The sequence below is a fragment of the Janthinobacterium sp. genome (assembly GCF_009923995.1).
Taxonomy (GTDB): Bacteria; Pseudomonadota; Gammaproteobacteria; order Burkholderiales; family Burkholderiaceae_D; genus Janthinobacterium.
The window spans coordinates 19,862-37,894 of the sequence record NZ_RFSK01000015.1 but is presented as its reverse complement, the minus strand read 5'-3'; the positions used below and the strand labels follow the sequence as shown (position 1 = coordinate 37,894).

The 18,033-nt window shown below is 61.8% G+C and carries 15 protein-coding genes; 6 read left to right on the top strand and 9 right to left on the bottom strand.

Features of this window, described 5'->3' with window-relative positions:
• Positions 1 to 6 precede the first annotated feature (6 nt).
• Both EBS11_RS10265 and EBS11_RS10260 read right to left on the bottom strand, forming a co-directional pair.
• Positions 7 to 606 (bottom strand): MarC family protein, encoded by a 600-nt coding sequence (locus EBS11_RS10265; protein ID WP_290602516.1) that lies wholly within the window; start codon positions 604 to 606, stop codon positions 7 to 9.
• Positions 607 to 724: 118 nt separating this feature from the next.
• Positions 725 to 1,513: a helix-turn-helix transcriptional regulator gene (locus EBS11_RS10260; RefSeq protein WP_290602515.1), complete on the bottom strand. Its 789-nt coding sequence runs from the start codon at positions 1,511 to 1,513 to the stop codon at positions 725 to 727.
• Positions 1,514 to 1,614: 101 nt separating this feature from the next.
• Between EBS11_RS10260 and EBS11_RS10255 the strand changes: the two genes are divergently transcribed.
• Positions 1,615 to 2,529 (top strand): DMT family transporter, encoded by a 915-nt coding sequence (locus EBS11_RS10255; protein ID WP_290602514.1) that lies wholly within the window; start codon positions 1,615 to 1,617, stop codon positions 2,527 to 2,529.
• A 419-nt stretch (positions 2,530 to 2,948) separates the two neighbouring features.
• Positions 2,949 to 4,664 carry a methyl-accepting chemotaxis protein gene (locus EBS11_RS10250; protein ID WP_290602513.1) on the top strand — a complete coding sequence of 572 codons (1,716 nt, stop codon included), beginning with the start codon at positions 2,949 to 2,951 and terminating at the stop codon, positions 4,662 to 4,664.
• Positions 4,665 to 4,677: 13 nt separating this feature from the next.
• Here the strand turns inward: EBS11_RS10250 and EBS11_RS10245 are convergent, their stop codons facing one another.
• The 7 genes from EBS11_RS10245 to dnaA form a co-directional block, all read right to left on the bottom strand.
• On the bottom strand, positions 4,678 to 5,829 hold the full coding sequence (locus tag EBS11_RS10245) for an AI-2E family transporter (RefSeq protein WP_290602512.1): 1,152 nt from the start codon (positions 5,827 to 5,829) through the stop codon (positions 4,678 to 4,680).
• Between the two features lie 257 nt (positions 5,830 to 6,086).
• A complete protein-coding gene (locus EBS11_RS10240; protein WP_290602511.1) occupies positions 6,087 to 7,148 on the bottom strand; it encodes a GGDEF domain-containing protein in 1,062 nt (353 codons plus the stop codon).
• 205 nt (positions 7,149 to 7,353) lie between these two features.
• Positions 7,354 to 8,274, bottom strand: a complete 921-nt coding sequence (locus EBS11_RS10235; RefSeq protein ID WP_290602509.1) for a bifunctional helix-turn-helix transcriptional regulator/GNAT family N-acetyltransferase — start codon at positions 8,272 to 8,274, stop codon at positions 7,354 to 7,356.
• 117 nt (positions 8,275 to 8,391) lie between these two features.
• A complete protein-coding gene (locus tag EBS11_RS10230) occupies positions 8,392 to 9,672 on the bottom strand; it encodes a serine hydrolase domain-containing protein (protein WP_290602507.1) in 1,281 nt (426 codons plus the stop codon).
• A 23-nt stretch (positions 9,673 to 9,695) separates the two neighbouring features.
• Positions 9,696 to 12,194 (bottom strand): DNA topoisomerase (ATP-hydrolyzing) subunit B, encoded by a 2,499-nt coding sequence (gyrB, locus tag EBS11_RS10225; protein WP_290602505.1) that lies wholly within the window; start codon positions 12,192 to 12,194, stop codon positions 9,696 to 9,698.
• Positions 12,195 to 12,276: 82 nt separating this feature from the next.
• Positions 12,277 to 13,383 carry a DNA polymerase III subunit beta gene (gene dnaN / locus EBS11_RS10220; protein ID WP_034754341.1) on the bottom strand — a complete coding sequence of 369 codons (1,107 nt, stop codon included), beginning with the start codon at positions 13,381 to 13,383 and terminating at the stop codon, positions 12,277 to 12,279.
• 141 nt (positions 13,384 to 13,524) lie between these two features.
• On the bottom strand, positions 13,525 to 14,919 hold the full coding sequence (gene dnaA, locus EBS11_RS10215) for a chromosomal replication initiator protein DnaA (protein WP_034754339.1): 1,395 nt from the start codon (positions 14,917 to 14,919) through the stop codon (positions 13,525 to 13,527).
• Between the two features lie 501 nt (positions 14,920 to 15,420).
• Here dnaA and rpmH point away from each other — a divergent pair.
• Genes rpmH through yidC form a run of 4 tightly spaced genes read left to right on the top strand, consistent with a single transcriptional unit; the run spans position 15,421 to position 18,009 of the window.
• On the top strand, positions 15,421 to 15,555 hold the full coding sequence (rpmH, locus tag EBS11_RS10210; RefSeq protein ID WP_010401996.1) for a 50S ribosomal protein L34: 135 nt from the start codon (positions 15,421 to 15,423) through the stop codon (positions 15,553 to 15,555).
• A gap of 8 nt (positions 15,556 to 15,563) precedes the next feature.
• Entirely contained in the window at positions 15,564 to 16,016 is a 453-nt protein-coding gene (gene rnpA / locus EBS11_RS10205; RefSeq protein WP_290602493.1) for a ribonuclease P protein component, read from the top strand.
• Positions 16,013 to 16,273 carry a membrane protein insertion efficiency factor YidD gene (gene yidD / locus EBS11_RS10200; protein ID WP_290602492.1) on the top strand — a complete coding sequence of 87 codons (261 nt, stop codon included), beginning with the start codon at positions 16,013 to 16,015 and terminating at the stop codon, positions 16,271 to 16,273. The genes rnpA and yidD overlap by 4 nt, the downstream gene beginning before the upstream one ends.
• An 11-nt stretch (positions 16,274 to 16,284) precedes the next feature.
• A complete protein-coding gene (yidC, locus tag EBS11_RS10195; protein ID WP_290602491.1) occupies positions 16,285 to 18,009 on the top strand; it encodes a membrane protein insertase YidC in 1,725 nt (574 codons plus the stop codon).
• Positions 18,010 to 18,033 lie beyond the last annotated feature (24 nt).

Genomic DNA, 18,033 nt, shown 5'->3' with positions numbered 1-18,033 from the left:
TGTATGTTAAACGGATTTCAGGAAGGCGCGTATGCCGGCGAGCAACATTTCAATGGCCATCGCCGTCAGGATCAGGCCCATCAGGCGCTCGAAGGCCGTCATGACCCGTGGACCGAGCGCCCGCTGCAGGCGTTCGGCGCACAGGAAGACGGCCAGCCAGACGGCGGCCACGGCTGTCAAGCCCGCCACGTGGGCGATGACGTCGTTCATTTCATGCGAGGAAAACAGCAGCACGGTCGCCAGGGCCGAGGGGCCGGCCAGCGCGGGGATGGCCAGCGGCACGATGAACGGTTCGCCGCCCATCTCGTGGTCGCTATTGCCGGCGCTGGGTTGCGGAAACACCATGCGCATGGCGATCAGGAACAGGATCACGCCGCCGCCGATGCGCAGGGCGATTTCCGACAGCTGCAAGGCGTTCAGGAAATGGCGGCCGAAGAACATGAACAACAGCAAGATACCGAAGGCGATCATGCATTCGCGTACCACGACTTTCCAGCGCCGCTCGATGGGCACCCGTTTCAGGGCATTGACGAACAGGGAAACGTTGCCGAACGGGTCGGTGACGAGCAGGAGCAGGATAAAAGTCTGGAAGAAATTCTGTGTCATGGTGGCGTGGGAATAAGGTCAACACCGCTGCCAGGATGGGCACGGTGCCATAAGGCTTGCGATGATAACAAGCCCGGCGGCGATCGCCCATGATTATTGATGCATAGCAGCATTTTATTTACGCGGCGATGGGCCTGACTTGATAAAACGCCGTCGGCGTGCTGCCGAAATGTTTCCTGAACATGGCCGTGAAGGCGCTCTGGCTCGTGTAGCCATTGTCCATGGCCACGTCGATGACCTTGCCGCCATGCGCCAGCTGTTCCAGCGCCCGCAGCAGGCGCGCCTGCTGGCGCCACTGGCCAAAGCGCATGCCCGTCTGTTTCTGGAACAGGCGGTGCAGGCTGCGCTCGGTGATGGCCAGCTCCTGCGCCCAGTGGGCCACCGTCAGCTGCTCGCCCGGCTGTTCCATCAGCCGCGCGCAGATGCCGCGCAGGCGCGCGTCGGCCGGCAAGGGCAGGTACAGGGGCAGCACGGGCAGGCTGTCGAGCTCGTGCAACAGCAATTGCAGCAGATGCCAGTCGCGGCTGCCTTCCGTGAAATCGGGCGCGATGTCGACGGCCGCCACGATCAGCTGGCGCAGCAGGGGGCTGATGTCGAGCACGCAACTATGGCCCGGCAGCAAGGGCGAGCTGGCGCAGTCGATGAAGACGGTGCGCATTTTCACGGCGCCGCTCATGCGCACCTGGTGCGCCACGCCGGCCTGCAGCCACACGCCGCGCGTGGGCGGCACCACCCAGCGTCCGCCCTGCGTCTCGATGGTCATCACGCCCTCGATGGCATACAGCAACTGCGCATGCGTGTGGCGGTGCACGGAAATCACGTGGCCGTGCGCATAGTCGACGGCCAGCGCCATGGCGCGCGCCGTGACGGGCAGCAATTCCTGAAAGGCGGGGGCGGTACAATCCATGAAAGAATGTCAGTTTTGCGATAGGTATGGACATCTTAGCGCGAGAATGCGCACCGTGCCTGCGGCATGATGGTTCCCCACACCTATTTATGGAGTTCCGCATGCCCGTGCGCGCCTATCTGTATCCCTTTCTCGCCATGCTGCTGTGGGCCGGCAACGTCGTCGTCTCGAAGCTGGCCGCCTCCAGCATCGCCCCCACGGCCATCACCTTTTACCGCCTGGTGCTGGTCCTGCTGGTGATGACGCCGTTCATCGTCCGCCCCCTGTGGCGCAACCGTGCCGCCATCCGCCGCCAGTGGTGGCAGCTGGCCCTGTGCGGCGTGATGTCGATGGCGCTGTTCCAGAGCCTGTCCTACCGCGCCGCGGAAAGCACCACGGCCACCAACATGGCCATCGTCACGGCGCTGGCGCCCCTGATGACGGCCCTGCTCAGCGTGCTGCTGCTGGGCGAGCGCCTGACGCTGGGCATGGCGGCCGGCGGCGTGCTGTCGTTTGGCGGCCTGCTGTACCTGGTGGGGCGCGGCGACGTGCTGGCCTTGCTGCAGCAGGGCGTGCATGCGGGCGACGCCCTGATGCTGCTGGCCTGCCTGGTGTTTGCCCTGTACGGCGTGCTGCTGCGCCGCTGGCGCTTATCCATACCCGCGTGGCAAGCCATCTATTGCCAGGCCCTGGCGGCGTTGCTGTGCATGCTGCCCCTGTTCCTGCTGCTGCCGCCCGGCAGCGCCAGGCTCGACGCCACCACCTTGCCCCTGATCGGCTATGCGGGCATCGGCTCATCCATCGTGCTGTCCTACCTGTGGATCGAAGGCGTCAAGCTGCTGGGGCCGAACCGCTGCAGCATCTACGTCAACCTGCTGCCCTTGCTGACGGCCCTGCTGGCCATCGTCTGGCTGCACGAAAGCATGCATATATATCACCTGGTCGGCGGCGGTATCTCGCTGCTGGGCGTGCTGCTGGCGCAGACGGTGCAGCGGCCCCTGTTTGGCCGGCGCGCCGGCGTCTCCGGGCTGGCCTGAACGGCGTTGCGGGCCACGGCGTGCCCGAACAGCATGGCCGTGGCGCGTCTCTGCGGCGCGGCCCCGCTGTGGAAACGCGCCGCAGATGCCTGCCCTGGCGTGCCCGGCAAGGCATGCGGCACGCCCGTTCTGCGCAAAAAACATCACCGGCTTGTGACAATGTGTGAAAATTGACGCTGGATGTTGCTACCGGTAATCTTTCCCTGTATCTTGCAGTCAGGAAATCAAAAATACAGGAAACCTCAACCCTGTTGATCTGTATTTCACTCCTGACGATATGCGCGGGCCGCCTTCCCCCTGCCGCCGCACACGCCGTATCGACCTGTCCTGAACAATTCAAATGAACCGCCTGTCTGGCGTTTGCCGTCATCTTGTCCGGCCAGCGCGGGCATGGTTGCGCCCTTACCGAGGAAGATTGCATGCTGTCGAACATAACAATAAAAATGCGCCTGATTGCCACCATGAGTGTGCTGGGCTTGCTGATCGCCGTGCTGGGTGCCATGAGCATGATCAGCCTGAAATCGGCGAATAACAGCCTCAACGAGGTGTACAGCAACCAGCTGGCCTCGACGCAGGCGATCGGCGAATCGCAAATTGCCCTGGGCCGCGCGCGCTTCACGATGGACCGCGTGATGGTGCATCCGGACGCCGCCGATGCCAAGGAAACGCTGTCCCGTGCCGAGCAATTCCTGGAAGCGTCCAACAAGGCCTGGAAGGTGTACCTGGGCTTGCCGCAAAGCGCGGAAGAAAAACTCTTGTCCGACGACATGGACAAAAAGCGCAGCGCCTATATCAACGACGGCGTGCTGATCATGAGCAAGGCTTTGCGTGACGGCAACGTTGCGCAAGCGGACACGCTGATGATGACGGGCCTGTCGCCCCTGTACCGCACCCTGGACCAGGCGGCGGAAACCCTGACGCAGTACCAAGTGCGCTCGGCGGCCGACATGTATGCGGCCAGTCAGTCCCGCTACCATACGCAAGTGGCCCTGGCCATTGCCGGCATGGTGGTGGGCGGCTTGCTGATCATTATTTCCAGCCTCCTCTTGCTGCGCGCCATCTTTGGCCCGCTGGACCAGGCCTTGCGCCACTTCGGCGCCATTTCCGACGGCAACCTGGCCAACGACATCGTCATCACGCGCCACGACGAGATGGGCGCCTTGCTGAAGGGCTTGCAGCAGATGCAGGAACGCCTGTCGAACACGGTGCGCGGCGTGCGCGACGGCAGCGGCGCCATCGCCACGGCCAGCAATGAAATCGCCTCGGGCAACCTGGACCTGTCCAGCCGCACGGAACAGCAGGCGTCGAGCCTGGAAGAAACGGCGTCTTCGCTGGAAGAACTCACTTCCACCGTCAAGCAGAACTCGGACAATGCGCGCCAGGCCAACCAGCTGGCCGTGTCCGCCTCGGACGTGGCCGTGAAAGGTGGCGCGCTGGTGGCGCAAGTGGTCGATACCATGGGTTCCATCAGCGAATCGTCGAAAAAGATTGCCGACATCATCGGCGTCATCGACGGCATCGCCTTCCAGACGAATATCCTGGCCTTGAACGCGGCCGTGGAAGCGGCCCGCGCGGGCGAGCAGGGGCGCGGCTTTGCCGTCGTCGCGACGGAAGTGCGCAACCTGGCGCACCGCTCGGCCAGCGCCGCCAAGGACATCAAGATGCTGATCGAAGCGTCGGTGCAGAACGTGGGCGCCGGTAGCGAGCTGGTCAGCCAGACGGGCACGACGATGGACGAGATCGTTTCCAGCATCCGCCGCGTGACGGACATCATGGCGGAAATCAGCGCCGCCGGCCGCGAGCAGGAACTGGGCATCGGCCAGATCAATCAAGCCGTGGCGGAAATGGATACCGTGACGCAGCAGAATGCGGCTTTGGTGGAAGAGGCGGCGGCCGCTTCGGAAGCCATGCAGGAGCAGGCGGCGGCGCTGGCGGAAATGGTCAGCATCTTCAAGCTCGACGCCAATCATGGCGGCTCCGCGGCGGCCAAGCCTGCCTTGCGCAAGCCCGTCGTGGCCGCCGCCGCCACGGCCTTGAAGCGTCCGTCGCTGCGCCTGGCGCCGGCTCCCGCCGCCGCCAAGCCGCGTCCGGCCAAGCCGGCCGCCGACAGCAGCGGCGAGTGGGAAGAGTTTTAAGCCAGCTCTGGCGTTACTTCGGTTCCAGGGCCACCTTGCTGCCCTGTTCCTGCAATCGCGCCGCCTCGGCCAGGGCCTGGGCGCGCGCTTCCTCCGCGGCCTGTTCCGCTTTCTCCAGGGCATCGTGACGTGCCTGCAAGGCGGCGCGGGCGCGCACGAAGACGATCTTGATGGCGGCCATCACGGGCACGGACAGGAAGATGCCCACCACGCCACTCAGCTGGTCGCCGGCCAGCAAGCCGACAATCACCATCAGCGGACTCACTTCCACGCCTTCGCTCATCAGGTACGGGTTGACCACGTAATCCTGGAACAAGCGGTAGGCGGCGATAAAGCCGATCAGCCAGAACACGTGCTCGAAGCCGCTGAAGCCGGCCACGACGACGGCGATGACGGCGGCGGCCAACGGACCGGCAAACGGGATGAATTCCAGCAAGGCGGCCGCGCCGGCCAGCAGCAGGCCGTACGGCACGCCCATCAGGGAAAAGGCGATGCTGTAGGAGACGAAGGTGGCGATGGACAGCAGCAGCAGGGCGCGCACATAGCGCGACAGCAGGATGTCGAGGTCGTCGATGATGGCGCCCCAGAGTTTCTTGTTCGGACGGTTCAGCAGGGACAGCAATCCATCGCGCATGTCCGGCCCTTCCTTGATCAGCAAAAAGCTCAGCACGGGCACCAGCACCAGGTAGATCAGGTTGCTGGCCGCGTGCATCACGCCCAGGCTGATTTCCTTGGCCAGCGGCATGGCCTGGCCCGTGCCAGTGCTCAGCTGCTCCTGCATGAAGGACAAAATGCGCGCACGCAAGGGTTCCATGAATTCGGGCAGCGGGATGCGCTCGGCAAAATTATTGCCTTTTAGTAAGGTTGGCAACTGATCACTGAGCTTGATCGCCTCCTCCTCGATGCGGGCGCCGAAGATGGACCCCAGTATGGCCACCAGCAAGATGACGACCAGAAAGACGATGCCGATGGCGGCCGTGCGCGGCAGGCGCTTGGGGCCGTGGCGTTCCAGCAGCTCGATCAGCGGATACACGAGGTAGCTGAAGAAAATCGAAAAGACCACGACGATGAGGGTCGACGAGACTTTATATGTGATGAACAGCAAGAGGACGATGAGGAAGGCCGTCCACACCATTTTGGCGACGCGCAGGTTAAAACCGAACATAAGAGTTCCTTAGGACAGAATGCTATTCAAGCGTGGTGTTGCTTGATGGAGGAGGTGGGCAAGGCAGGGACCGGGCAGCGCCGCACGATCGGAAATCATACCGCAAAATGCCAAAATGCCATGTTCTTATGCGGGATGGCAATGCTTTTCCCTGTCCACCGTGCCAGTCCGCCTCGTTTCCCGCCAGCGGGCCACGCCGGTAGCTGCCTGGGCTGGCGCGCTGCGATCCTGGCATGCGAGGCAGCCGTCACGGGTGCTCAGGCGGCATTGAGCACGTAGCGGTTCTTGCCATTCTTCTTGGCCAGGTACAGCGATTCATCGGCGCGCCGGTAGCTGTGCGACAGGTCCACTTCCTTGAGCAGTTCCGCCACGCCGATGCTGACGGAAACCTTGCGCTCCGGCTCGAACGCCGCCTCGACGCTGTCGACGAGGCGTGCGGCAAAGTCGCAGGCGGCCTGCTTTTCACCCTGGTAGATGACGGCGAACTCTTCGCCCCCCAGGCGCCCGCAAAGTTGCTCGCCGGACAAGCCCGCGATTACGCCGGCGATCTTTTTCAGGACTTCGTCGCCCACGTCATGGCCGTAGACGTCGTTGATCTGCTTGAAGTCGTCGATGTCGATCATGAGGAAATACGCCGGCGCCATGCCCGTGCGCTGCAGGGCGCGCGCGCCCTGGGTAAACATGCGGCGATTGTTGAGCCCGGTCAAGCCATCCTTGTAGGCCATCGTCGCCAGGTCGCGCTGGGCGCGGTAGTTGTTGATGCGCAAGACGAGAAAATAGATGTTCAGCGCCAGGCCGATGATCACGCTGATGGTGACGGCCAGCATGGGCCAATGCTGGTCGGCCTGGCCCGCATGCACGGGAAACTGCCCCAGCCCCAGGATGGCCCACACGCCCAGCGACACGCCCAGGTAATACGCGATGCCGCTGAAGATGGGCGCCGTCGTCAGGGTAATCATCACGCCCAGGGGCAAGACCCAGAAAGCGGGGTCTTCCGTGCCCAGCATCAGCACGCGAAAGCTGAAACCGATGAACAGCACGCTGATCGTGCCGCTGGCGATGATGGCTTGCAGCGACCTGGCATACACGGTCAGCACCAGCCCCACCAGCATGCCCGTCACGCCCAGCGCCGCATGGGCGTAATCGAGCGTGGCGCGCGGCAGGGTCAGGCTGAACGTGACCAGCCAGCACGCCAGGCCAAACGTCAGGATGGCTATCGAAATGAAATGCAATTCCTTGAAAAAGCGCTGCTGCTGCTCCGGTTCTCCTGAAAAGAACAGGTAATAGAAGGCGGGAGACAGGCTGCGCGAAGTGAACATTGCATTCGTCCAGGCAGACAACAGGCCTTGCGGCGGGGATGCCTCCCGGCAAGATCCGGCGGCATGGTGCGCGCACAAAATTAGTTGCGCTCAGGAACTAGTGTACTGGTTTCTTGGCCGGAATGCTGATACGGATGCGGAAATGGGCGGCCACTGTCCTGGCGCCGCCACAGTCGGGGTCGTCCCAGGGAGCGGCACGCGCCGCTTACAGGTCGCGCGCCAGCACCTGGCCGACGAGGTCCTTGCCAAAGCTGTGATGCGCCTCTTCCTCGACCAGCTGGAAGCCCGCCTTGTCGTAGATGCGGCGCGCATCGGTGAGGATGCTGTTGGTCCACAGCACCATGCGCGCATAACCCGCCTGGCGGCTGAAGCGCAGGCACTCGTCGACCAGGCGGCTGCCGATGCCCAGGCCGCGCGCGCAGGGATCGACATACAGCAGGCGCAGCTTGGCCGTCGTGTCGTCCTGGCGCACGACGAAGACGGAACCGATCACCTTGCCATCTTTCTCGGCAATCCAGCAACGCTCCCGGGCCGGATCGAATTCGCGCACGAACTTGGCGAGGATGTCGGCCACGAGGGCCTCGTACTCGTTGTTCCAGCCATATTCCTGCCCATACAGCACGGCTTGCCGGTGGATGATCCAGCCCATGTCGCCCGGCTGCGGATTGCGCAGGAGATAGCTGGGCGATGGCTCCCCCAGCAAGCCCTCGATCTGGTTCATGGCAGCGACCAGGTCCTGCTGCGCCGTTGGCGGCAGGCGTTCCAGCATGGCGGCCACCTCGCGCCGCGACGCGTCGACCAGGGGCGCGAGGGTGCGCTGGCCCGCGTCGGTCAGCTGCAGGCGGGTGGCGCGCGCATCCGTGGGCGAGCGCGACTTGGCGATCAGCCCCTGCTTGTCGAAACCGCTGATCACCCGGCTCAGGTAGCCCGCGTTCAAGCCCAGCTCGCGGCACAGGTCCGCGCTGGTGAGATCGTTCCGATGCGCCAGCTCATACAGGATGCGCACTTCCGTCAACGAAAACGGGCTGTCGAGCAGGTGTTCATGCAGCACGCCAATCTGGCGCGTATAAAAACGGTTGAAGCGGCGCACGCTGTCCGTGCGTTCACCGAGTGGATCCGTATGCATGGGGGGCCTCCATTTGCTTGCTTATGGCAGATTATTGCTTGCTTTTAGCAAGCATGTCAATGCGTTAGGGGATGGCATCGACGCAGCGGCACGACGCTCCCCACAGCCAGGGCCGGCCTACTGCGCGCGTTCCAGGGATGCCACGGTGTCGAAGATGGGCGCCAGCGCGCTTTCCATGGCGCCGGCAGTCGCGTCGCCGCTCTGGTTGGTGATGATGAAGACCCCAAGCTGATATTGAGGAACGGCATAGGCGTAGCTTTGCGCGCGTGGCACGCCGCCATGGTGGACATAATGCGTGCCCAGCTGCCGATTGTTGCCGATGTTCCAGAAGTAGCCAATGCTGAAGTCGTCCTGGAAGCGGACCAGCGGCTTGTGCGATTCGACGACGGCGGGATGGGTGCCCAATTGCAGGCGCAGGTACTTCGCCATATCCTGCATGGTCGACTTCAGGTTGCCGGCGGCCCCCCAGGGCAGCTGTGGCATCGGCGTCGTCGCGACGGGATTGTCGCTGTGGTAGCCGGGCGCCAGCCGGCCGGTATCCTGGGGCGTGAGTCTCAGCCTGGTATCGTGCATGCCGGCTGCGCGCGTGACGAATTGCGTGAGCAGGACTTCGTAGGGCATGCCGTAGATTGTTTCGAGCGCGTGCGCAACGAGTTCGGTCCCGGCGCTTGAATAGGCGTAGTCCTTGCCCAGCGGACCCTTGATGCTGACCGTGTGCAAGTCCTGCCAGAATTGCGCCTGTCCGTAGTCGGCGTAGGCGGCATTGAGCTTGGCCGGCGTGGCGTGCGCAGTGAAATCCTGCAAGACGGTGTTCACCTGCAATGGCAGCATGCCCGGCATGGTGCTGGTGTGCGTGATCAGATGGCGCAAACGGATTGGCTGCCCCTGCGACTGCAGGTTCGGGTAGGCGGCCGGCAGGTACTGTTGTATGGGATCGTCGAGCGCCGCCTTTCCCTCGAGCACGGCGTTCGCCAGCAGCAGGCCGGCAAACGTCTTGCTGACCGAACCGATTTCATACAGCGTCGTATCGTCCGGCGGATTGGCTTTGCCCGTTTCCAGCTCGCCCTGATGCAGAATGAATTCCTGGCCGCGATAAACGCCGGCAATCGATGTCGCGTGCAGCAGTTTCGACTGCAGCAGGGTGGTCGCGGCCTGGCCCATCGCCGCAGGAATGTCAGGCGCGGGTGCCGTGGCTGCGGGCTTGCAGGCTGCCAGCATGAGTGTCATGCCAGTCATGATTGCGGCGAGTTTTGTCATCATGCGCACCATCCAGGGGGGAGGGGCATTCTCGCATAATGGATACAGCGGCGGCAGAAAAAAGTCAGCCGCAGGGTTTTTCCCCATGGGGACGGTGCTGGAAACAAAAAACGCCACCCGGAGGTGGCGTTTTCTTTGCATGCGTGATGGCATGACGCGGTGGCTTACACGTCGATATTGCCCGCGCGCAGAGCGTTGTTTTCGATGAAGTTGCGGCGTGGTTCCACGTCGTCGCCCATCAATGTCGTGAAGATTTGATCTGCCGCAATGGCGTCTTCAATCTGCACTTTCAACAGGCGGCGCACGGTCGGGTCCATCGTCGTTTCCCACAGTTGATCCGGGTTCATTTCGCCCAGACCTTTGTAGCGCTGTTTCGACACGGTGCGCTCGGCTTCGTCGCGCAGCCATTGCATGGCCTGGTGGAAGTCGACGACGGCGATTTCCTTGACGCGCTCGCCTTCGCCGCGGCGCACGAACGCGCCTTCGCCGATCAAGCCTTCGAAGGTGGCGGCGCCGTTGCTCAGCACGGCGTAGTCCGGGCCTTGTACGAAGTCCGCATCGATGGCCGTGACCTTGACGTTACCGTGGTGCATGCGCTCGATGCGCAGCATGTGCTTTTCCGACAGGTCGTCGGAGCGCACGTGCACTTGCACGGCGGTATCGTTGATGGCTGCCTGCAGGGCCTGCGCGGATGCTTCCGCCAGTTCCAGGGTCGACAGGTCCAGCTGCACGCCCGTCATGATGGCCGTCAGGGCGGCGCGGTCGATGACGCGGGTCAGACGCGTCATGATGGTGTTCGACAAGTTGAACTTGCGCACCAGCTCGGCCAGGGTGTCGCCGGAAATGCCTTCCGCGCCTTCGCGCGGCACCAGCACGGCCGTGTTCAGGGCCACCGTCATCATGTAGCTCGCTTCTTCGGCGTCATCTTTCAGATAGCGCTCGTCGCGGCCCGCCTTGACCTTGTACAGCGGCGGTTGCGCGATATAGATGTGGCCGCGTTCGACCAGCTGCGGCATCTGGCGGTAGAACAGGGTCAGCAGCAGGGTACGGATGTGGGCGCCGTCGACGTCCGCATCGGTCATGATGATGATGCGGTGGTAGCGCAGTTTTTCGACGTTGAATTCGTCCGGTCCGATCGACGTGCCCAGGGTGGCGATCAGGGTGGTGATCTGCTCGGACGACAGCATTTTCTCGAAACGGGCTTTTTCCACGTTCAAGACCTTACCGCGCAGCGGCAGGATGGCCTGGAACTTGCGGTCGCGCCCTTGTTTGGCGGAACCACCTGCGGAGTCACCCTCGACGATGTACAGTTCGCACAGGGCGGGGTCTTTTTCCTGGCAGTCGGCCAGCTTGGCCGACAGGCCCAGGCCATCCATGATGCCTTTGCGGCGCGTCAAGTCGCGGGCCTTGCGGGCCGCTTCGCGGGCGCGCGCCGCTTCGACGATCTTGCCGCAAATGATCTTGGCGTCGTTCGGTTTTTCCTGCAGGTAGTCGGCCAGGGTCTTGGCGACGATTTCTTCCACCGGGCCGCGCACTTCGGACGAGACCAGCTTGTCTTTCGTCTGCGAGGAGAACTTCGGTTCCGGCACTTTCACGGACAGGACGCAGGTCAGGCCTTCGCGCATGTCGTCGCCGTTGATTTCCACTTTCGCCTTCTTGGCGAATTCCTGCTCGTCAATGTACTTGTTGATCACGCGCGTCATGGCCGCGCGCAAGCCCGTCAGGTGGGTGCCGCCGTCGCGTTGCGGGATGTTGTTCGTAAAGCACAGCACCTGTTCATTGTAGGCATCGTTCCACTGCATCGACACGTCGACCGTGATGTTCGTGCCCTGGTCCGACAGGCGCTCGCCCGTGGCCTGGAAAATGGTCGGGTGCAGGACCGACTTGGCCTTGTTGATGTACTCGACGAAGCCGCGCGTGCCGCCTTCGAAGGCGAACACTTCTTCCTTGCCCGTGCGCTGGTCGGACAGCTTGATGTTGACGCCATTGTTCAGGAAGGACAGTTCGCGGATGCGCTTGGCCAGGATTTCGTAGTGGAATTCCACGTGCGTGAAGATTTCTTCGTCGGCCCAGAAGTGCACTTCCGTGCCGCGCTTGTCCGTGTCGCCGATGACCTTGATGGGGGACACGGCCACGCCGTCGCGCATTTCGATTTCGCGGTTCTGCGGCACGCCGCGCACGAATTCCATGAAATGGACCTTGCCATCGCGGCGGATGGTCAGTTTCAGCAATTTCGACAGACCATTGACGCAGGACACACCCACGCCGTGCAAACCGCCCGATACTTTGTAGGAGTTCTGGTCGAACTTGCCGCCCGCGTGCAGTTCGGTCATGACGATTTCCGCCGCCGAACGCTTCGGATCGTGCTTGTCGTCCATTTTCAGGCCGGTCGGCACGCCGCGGCCATTGTCGGTGATCGAGATGGAATTGTCGCTGTGGATGGTGACGTGGATTTCCGTGCAGTGGCCGGCCAGCGATTCATCGATGGAGTTGTCCAGCACTTCGAATACCAGGTGGTGCAGGCCGGTGCCGTCCGAGGTGTCGCCAATGTACATGCCCGGGCGTTTGCGCACGGCTTCCAGGCCTTCCAGGATCTGGATGGAGGCGGCGCCGTATTCTTCCGTTTTGGCCTGGATCGGGGTGTCTTGTGGATTCTCGGACATGGACTGCTTTCTCAAATAACGATTGCTGATTTTGGGGCCAGACCCGTCGGGTCTGGCCCCAGTTTTATGCTGCGGCTAAGGCTTAAATCCGCATCGGCATGACAACGTACTTGAAGTCCGCGTTGTCAGGAATGGAGATCAGTGCGGACGAGTTCGAGTCGCCCAGGGCGATGTTGACGTATTCACACTTCAGGTTGTTCAGCACGTCCAGCAGGTAGGTCACGTTGAAGCCGATGTCGACGGAGTCGCCGCCGTAGTCGATTTCCAGCTCTTCGACGGCTTCTTCCTGGTCCGCATTGGTCGAGCTGATCTTCATGCTGCCCGGGGTGATGATGCAGCGCACGCCCTTGAACTTGTCGCTGGTCATGATGGCGGCACGTTGCAGGGAACGCAGCAGCTCATCGCGGCCGATCGTGAAGTCGTTCTTGTAGCCTTTTGGAATCACGCGCGTGTAGTCGGGGAACTTGCCTTCCACCAGTTTCGAGATCAGCTCGATGTCGGCAAAGGTCAGTTTCACCTGGTTGGCGGCGATGTCCAGCTGCACCGGCTCGTCGTTCTCTTCCAGCAGGCGCTGCAGTTCGATGATGGTCTTGCGCGGAATGATGACTTCCTGGCGCGCAAAGGTTTGCTCGGTGGCCACCTGGCAAAACGCCAGGCGGTGGCCGTCGGTGGCCACGGCGATGACATTATTGCCATCCAGAACCAGCAGCAAGCCGTTCAGGTAGTAGCGGATGTCTTGCTGTGCCATCGAGAAATGCACCATGTTGAACAGGTGCTTCAGGGTTTTCTGCGGCAGGGTGACGGAGGCGTTGTAGCTTTCCGCTTGTTGCACGGTTGGAAACTCTTCCGCCGCCAGGGTTTGCAGGGCGAAGCGCGACTTGCCCGTTTGCACGGTCAGGCGCTTGTTCAGCAGGGTCATCGTGACATCGCCCGATTCGGGCAGGGCGCGCAGAATGTCCAGCAGCTTGCGCGCGGCCACGGTAGTGCCCGTGACGTCCGCGCCGGAGCCGATTTCCGCGTGCGTGGTGATCTGCACTTCGGTGTCGGTGGACAGGAAGGAGACATTTTCACCGTCTTTGCGGATGAGGATATTGGCCAGAATCGGCATAGTGTGCCGACGCTCGACAATACCGCTCACGATCTGCAGTGGCCGGAGAAGGGTATCTCGGGTGGTTTTGACCAATTGCATATTTATCCTCAATGTATAGGTATGAAGTTTAACGTAGTAATTTAACAATCATTGCAAGGGGAGCCCCGGCAGACCGGCTGCGGCGCTCTCCCAGATAATAAGGGTAAAGCACGTTTTGAGCCAGTCTTGCCCGAGCGGCGCTCAGCCCTTCAATGTTTGTTCCAGCACATGCAATTCATGGTTGCATTCCGGGTTCTTGGTGCGGTCCAGGGCGATCTTGCGCACGGCATGCAGCACCGTGGTGTGGTCGCGGCCGCCGAACAGCTCGCCGATTTCCGGCAGGCTCTTCTGTGTCAATTCCTTGGCCAGGTACATGGCGATCTGGCGCGGCCGGGCGATATTCGCGGGGCGGCGCTTCGAATACATGTCGGCCACCTTGATATTGAAGAAGTCGGCCACCGTTTTCTGGATGTTTTCCACGGAAATCTGGCGGTTCTGCACCGACAGCAAGTCCTTCAGGGCTTCCTTGACGATATCAATCGTTATATCTTTGCCATGGAAACGCGAGTACGCGAGGATCTTACGCAGCGCGCCTTCGAGTTCGCGCACGTTCGAGCGCAGGTGCTTGGCGACAAAGAAGGCCACGTCGTCGGAGAAGGTCACGCCTTCCTGCTTGGCTTTTTTCAGCAGAATGGCCACGCGCATTTCCAGCTCCGGCGGTTCGATGGCCACCGTCAGGCCCGAGTCGAAGCGCGAGATCAAACGGTCGTCCATGCCCGTGATTTCCTTCGGATACGTATCCGAAGTGATGATGATCTGTTTCTTTGCGGCAATAAGTGCCTCGAACGCGTAGAAGAACTCTTCCTGCGTGCGGCTCTTGCCGCCAAAGAACTGGATATCATCGATCAGCAGCATGTCGAGCGAGTGATAGTAGTGCTTGAAGTCGTCGAAACCCTTGCGCTGGTAAGCGGTCACTACGTCGCGAACGTACTGTTCTGCGTGGATGTAGCGGATTTTCGCGCCCGGGTTGTCGGCCATCACCTGGTTGCCGATGGCGTGGATCAAGTGGGTTTTACCGAGGCCGACGCCGCCGTAGAAGAACAGCGGGTTATACGACACGCCCGGGTTGTTCGCCACCTGGATGGCGGCGGCGCGCGCCAGCTGGTTGGCCTTGCCCGTCACGAAGCTGTCGAAGGTCAGGTCGGTGTTGATGCGGCTCTGCTCGCGGCGCGGCGCGGCGCCGATGCTCAGTTCCGGCACGCTGGGCTGCGGCTCCGCGGCGCGCGCGCTGGGCGCGCCGCCATTCGGATCGCTGGCCGGGGTGCTGGCGGCAACGGGCTTTTTCGGCAGGGCCAGGCGCGGGTCGAGTACGAACTGCACTTCCGTCGGCGCTTCGAAGTACTGAATGGCCAGGGCCGTGATGCGGCTGGCGAACTGGGTCTTGACCCAATCGAGCTTGAAGCGATTGGGCGCAGCAATGCGCAGCTTGCCCTCTTCGTAGTCGAGAGGGATAAGCGGTTTGATCCACGCACTGAATTGTTGCGGTGTCAGCTCCAGTTCCAACTGCGCGGAACAGGCCTGCCAGAAATTATCCATGTATGTCTATGTGAAAAGGTGTGGGAGGGCGTATCGATTCTGCCCTGCGGTCACCGTGTTGCAAGGCCGGCGTCGCGCGAGGGCTCGCCACACGTAACGCGCTATTCTACTCCCGACTGCGAAAGTTATCCACAGGCGCAGCGCTTATTTTTGTGTGGCGGGGTGGGGCGCCATGTGCATAAGAGGCGACTTATCCCCCGGTTATCCCGTTGCAGGCAGCGCTGGTGCGGCCTCTGGCGCAGGTGGCGGGCGGCGCGCAAATTTCCAGGCGATCACGGCAATCCTTGACAAGAGGGGGGCATATGCTGAATAATTCAGGGTTCCCCGCCCGTATTCCGTGTTTATTCATTTGGAACGACAATATGGACTAAGCGTGGATTAAGCGGGCGATGAGATTGGCCAGCTTGTGCCTTGGCATAAGTGCGCGATTGTCATTGGCACCAAAAACTGACGGGACGTCAGACCCGATTTTGCATTTTTTTTGTTTTTAGCGAGACCAACATGAAACGTACTTACCAACCTTCCGTCGTTCGCCGCAAGCGTACGCACGGCTTCCGCGCTCGTATGGCTACCCGTGGTGGCCGTGATGTGCTCAACGCACGTCGCGCAAAGGGCCGCAAACGTCTGGCCGTCTAGGCTTGTCGTTGACAGCTGATCGCGTGGCTAGCTGTACTCCAGTCGGCAATCAACGCGAAGGTTCACACGACTTCGCGCGCTTTCGGCGTATCGTTAAAACGGATGAATTTTCATCCGTTTTTCGTTTGCGCCCTTCGCAAAAAACAGCGCATTTTGTGCTGTACACCCGACACAATCAATTGCCGCATGCGCGGCTGGGCGTCGTTGTGGCCAAGCGTTTCGCGCCGCGCGCGGCGACCCGCAACACGATCAAGCGCGTCACGCGCGAGCTGTTTCGCAACAGCGCGCTGCCGCCGGTCGATTGCGTGGTGCGCCTGTCGCGCGCCGTCAACAGCAAGGATGGCCCGGCCACCACGACCCGGCTCAAAGCCGAGCTGCGGGAAGAATTGAGCCGCCTGTTCGCGGGACAAATCGCCGCCCAGGCCCGTTCTGTTGCTGCGCCACCACCCTCCGCGCCATGAAAACCCTGCTGCTGTTCCTGTTGCGTGCTTATCAGTTGCTGATCAGCCCCATGCTGGGACAGAATTGCCGTTTCTATCCGAGCTGTTCGCATTACGCGATGGAAGCGCTGCGCGTGCACGGCGCCGCCAAGGGCAGCCTGCTGGCTGCCAGGCGCGTGTGCCGCTGCCACCCCTGGAATGAAGGGGGCGTCGACCCGGTGCCGCCGGCCGATTGCAAACAATCTTCAACGACCGCTTGCGGTTGCAACCACTCCTGACAAATACCCTAATGGATATCAATAAACGTACCATCCTGTGGATCGTGTTTTCCGTCTCGCTGGTAATTCTCTGGAACGAATGGATGATCTCGAACGGCAAGCCGTCGATGTTCTCCGCGAACACGGAACAAACCGCCAAGGCGCCTGTCACCCCGGCCAAGACGGCCTTGCCTGCCGCCGGCGCGACCGCCGTGCCTGGCGAAGTGGCCGATCCCGCCGCGTTCAAGCGCGAAGTGATTACCATCACGACCGACGTCATCAAGGTCGACATCGACACCCTGGGCGGCCAGGTCAAGCGTCTGGAATTGCTGAAATTCAAGGGCGCGGGCAATCCGGGCTGGTTTGGCGGCTGCTTCGGCCTGTTCAAATGGTGCCAGCCTGACGAAGGCAAGCAAAACGAAGTGCTGTTCGACGAAGGCGCGAACCACACCTATCTGGCGCAATCGGGCCTGGTGGGCGGTCCTTTCCCTACCCACGCGAGCGGTTTCACCGTGCAGCCTGGCGTGCGCACCCTGGGTGACGGCAAGCAAGTGCAACTGGTGATGGAAGCGGTCGAAGGCGGCGTCAAGCTGACCAAGACGTTTACCTTCAAGCGCGGCGACTACGTCATCGACGTGCGCCACGACGTGGCCAACGTGGGCGCGGCCCCCGTCACGCCGCAGCTGTACCTGCAACTGACGCATGACGGCAACAAGCCCGTCGGCGATTCCTTCTTCAACAGCAGCTTCACGGGCCCGACCCTGTACACGCCGCAAGACAAGTACCAGAAGCTGACGTTCGAGAAAATCGAAAAAGCGGCCGTGGAAGACGAGAAGAAGGGCAACGACAATGCCATGAAGGCGCTGCATCCGCAGACGGCGAATGGCGGCTGGTTTGCTATTTCGCAACACTTCTTCGTGTCCGCCTTCGTACCGCCTGAAAACGCCAAGCGCGACATCTTCACGAAGAAGGTCGGCACCAACCTGTACGCCATCGGCAACGTGCTGCCTTTGCCGACCCTGGCGCCAGGCGCCTCGGCCAGCATGGACAGCAAGCTGTACTCGGGTCCGCAAATCGCCCACCTGCTCGAAGCCGTCTCGCCTGGCCTGGAACTGGTCAAGGATTATGGCTGGCTGACCATCATCGCCAAGCCGATCTTCTGGGTCATGGAACACATCCATAGCGTCCTGGGCAACTGGGGCTGGACCATCATCGCCTTCACGATCCTGATCAAACTGGCGTTCTTCCCCCTGTCGGCCGCCGGCTACCGCAGCATGGCCAAGATGAAACTGGTTACGCCGAAGATGCAAGCCATCCGCGAGCGCTACAAGGGCGACCCGCAAAAGATGAACCAGGCCACGATGGAGCTGTACAAGACGGAAAAGATCAATCCGCTGGGCGGCTGCCTGCCGATCCTGATCCAGATGCCCGTGTTTATCGCCCTGTACTGGGTGCTGAACGCGTCCGTGGAAATCCGCGGCGCGCCATGGATCGGCTGGATCACCGACCTGGCCCAGCATGACCCATGGTGCATCCTGCCCGTGCTGTACGCGATCTCGATGTACATCACGACCAAGCTGAACCCGGCCCCGGCCGATCCGATGCAAGCGAAGATGATGCTGTTCATGCCACTGGCATTCTCGGTGATGTTCTTCTTCTTCCCGTCGGGCCTGGTACTTTACTGGGTCGTCAACAACGTCCTGTCGATCGGCCAGCAATGGGTGATCACCAAGAAATACGCGCCAGCGGCCAAGTAAGTCCGGCCAGCGACCAGAAAGCCC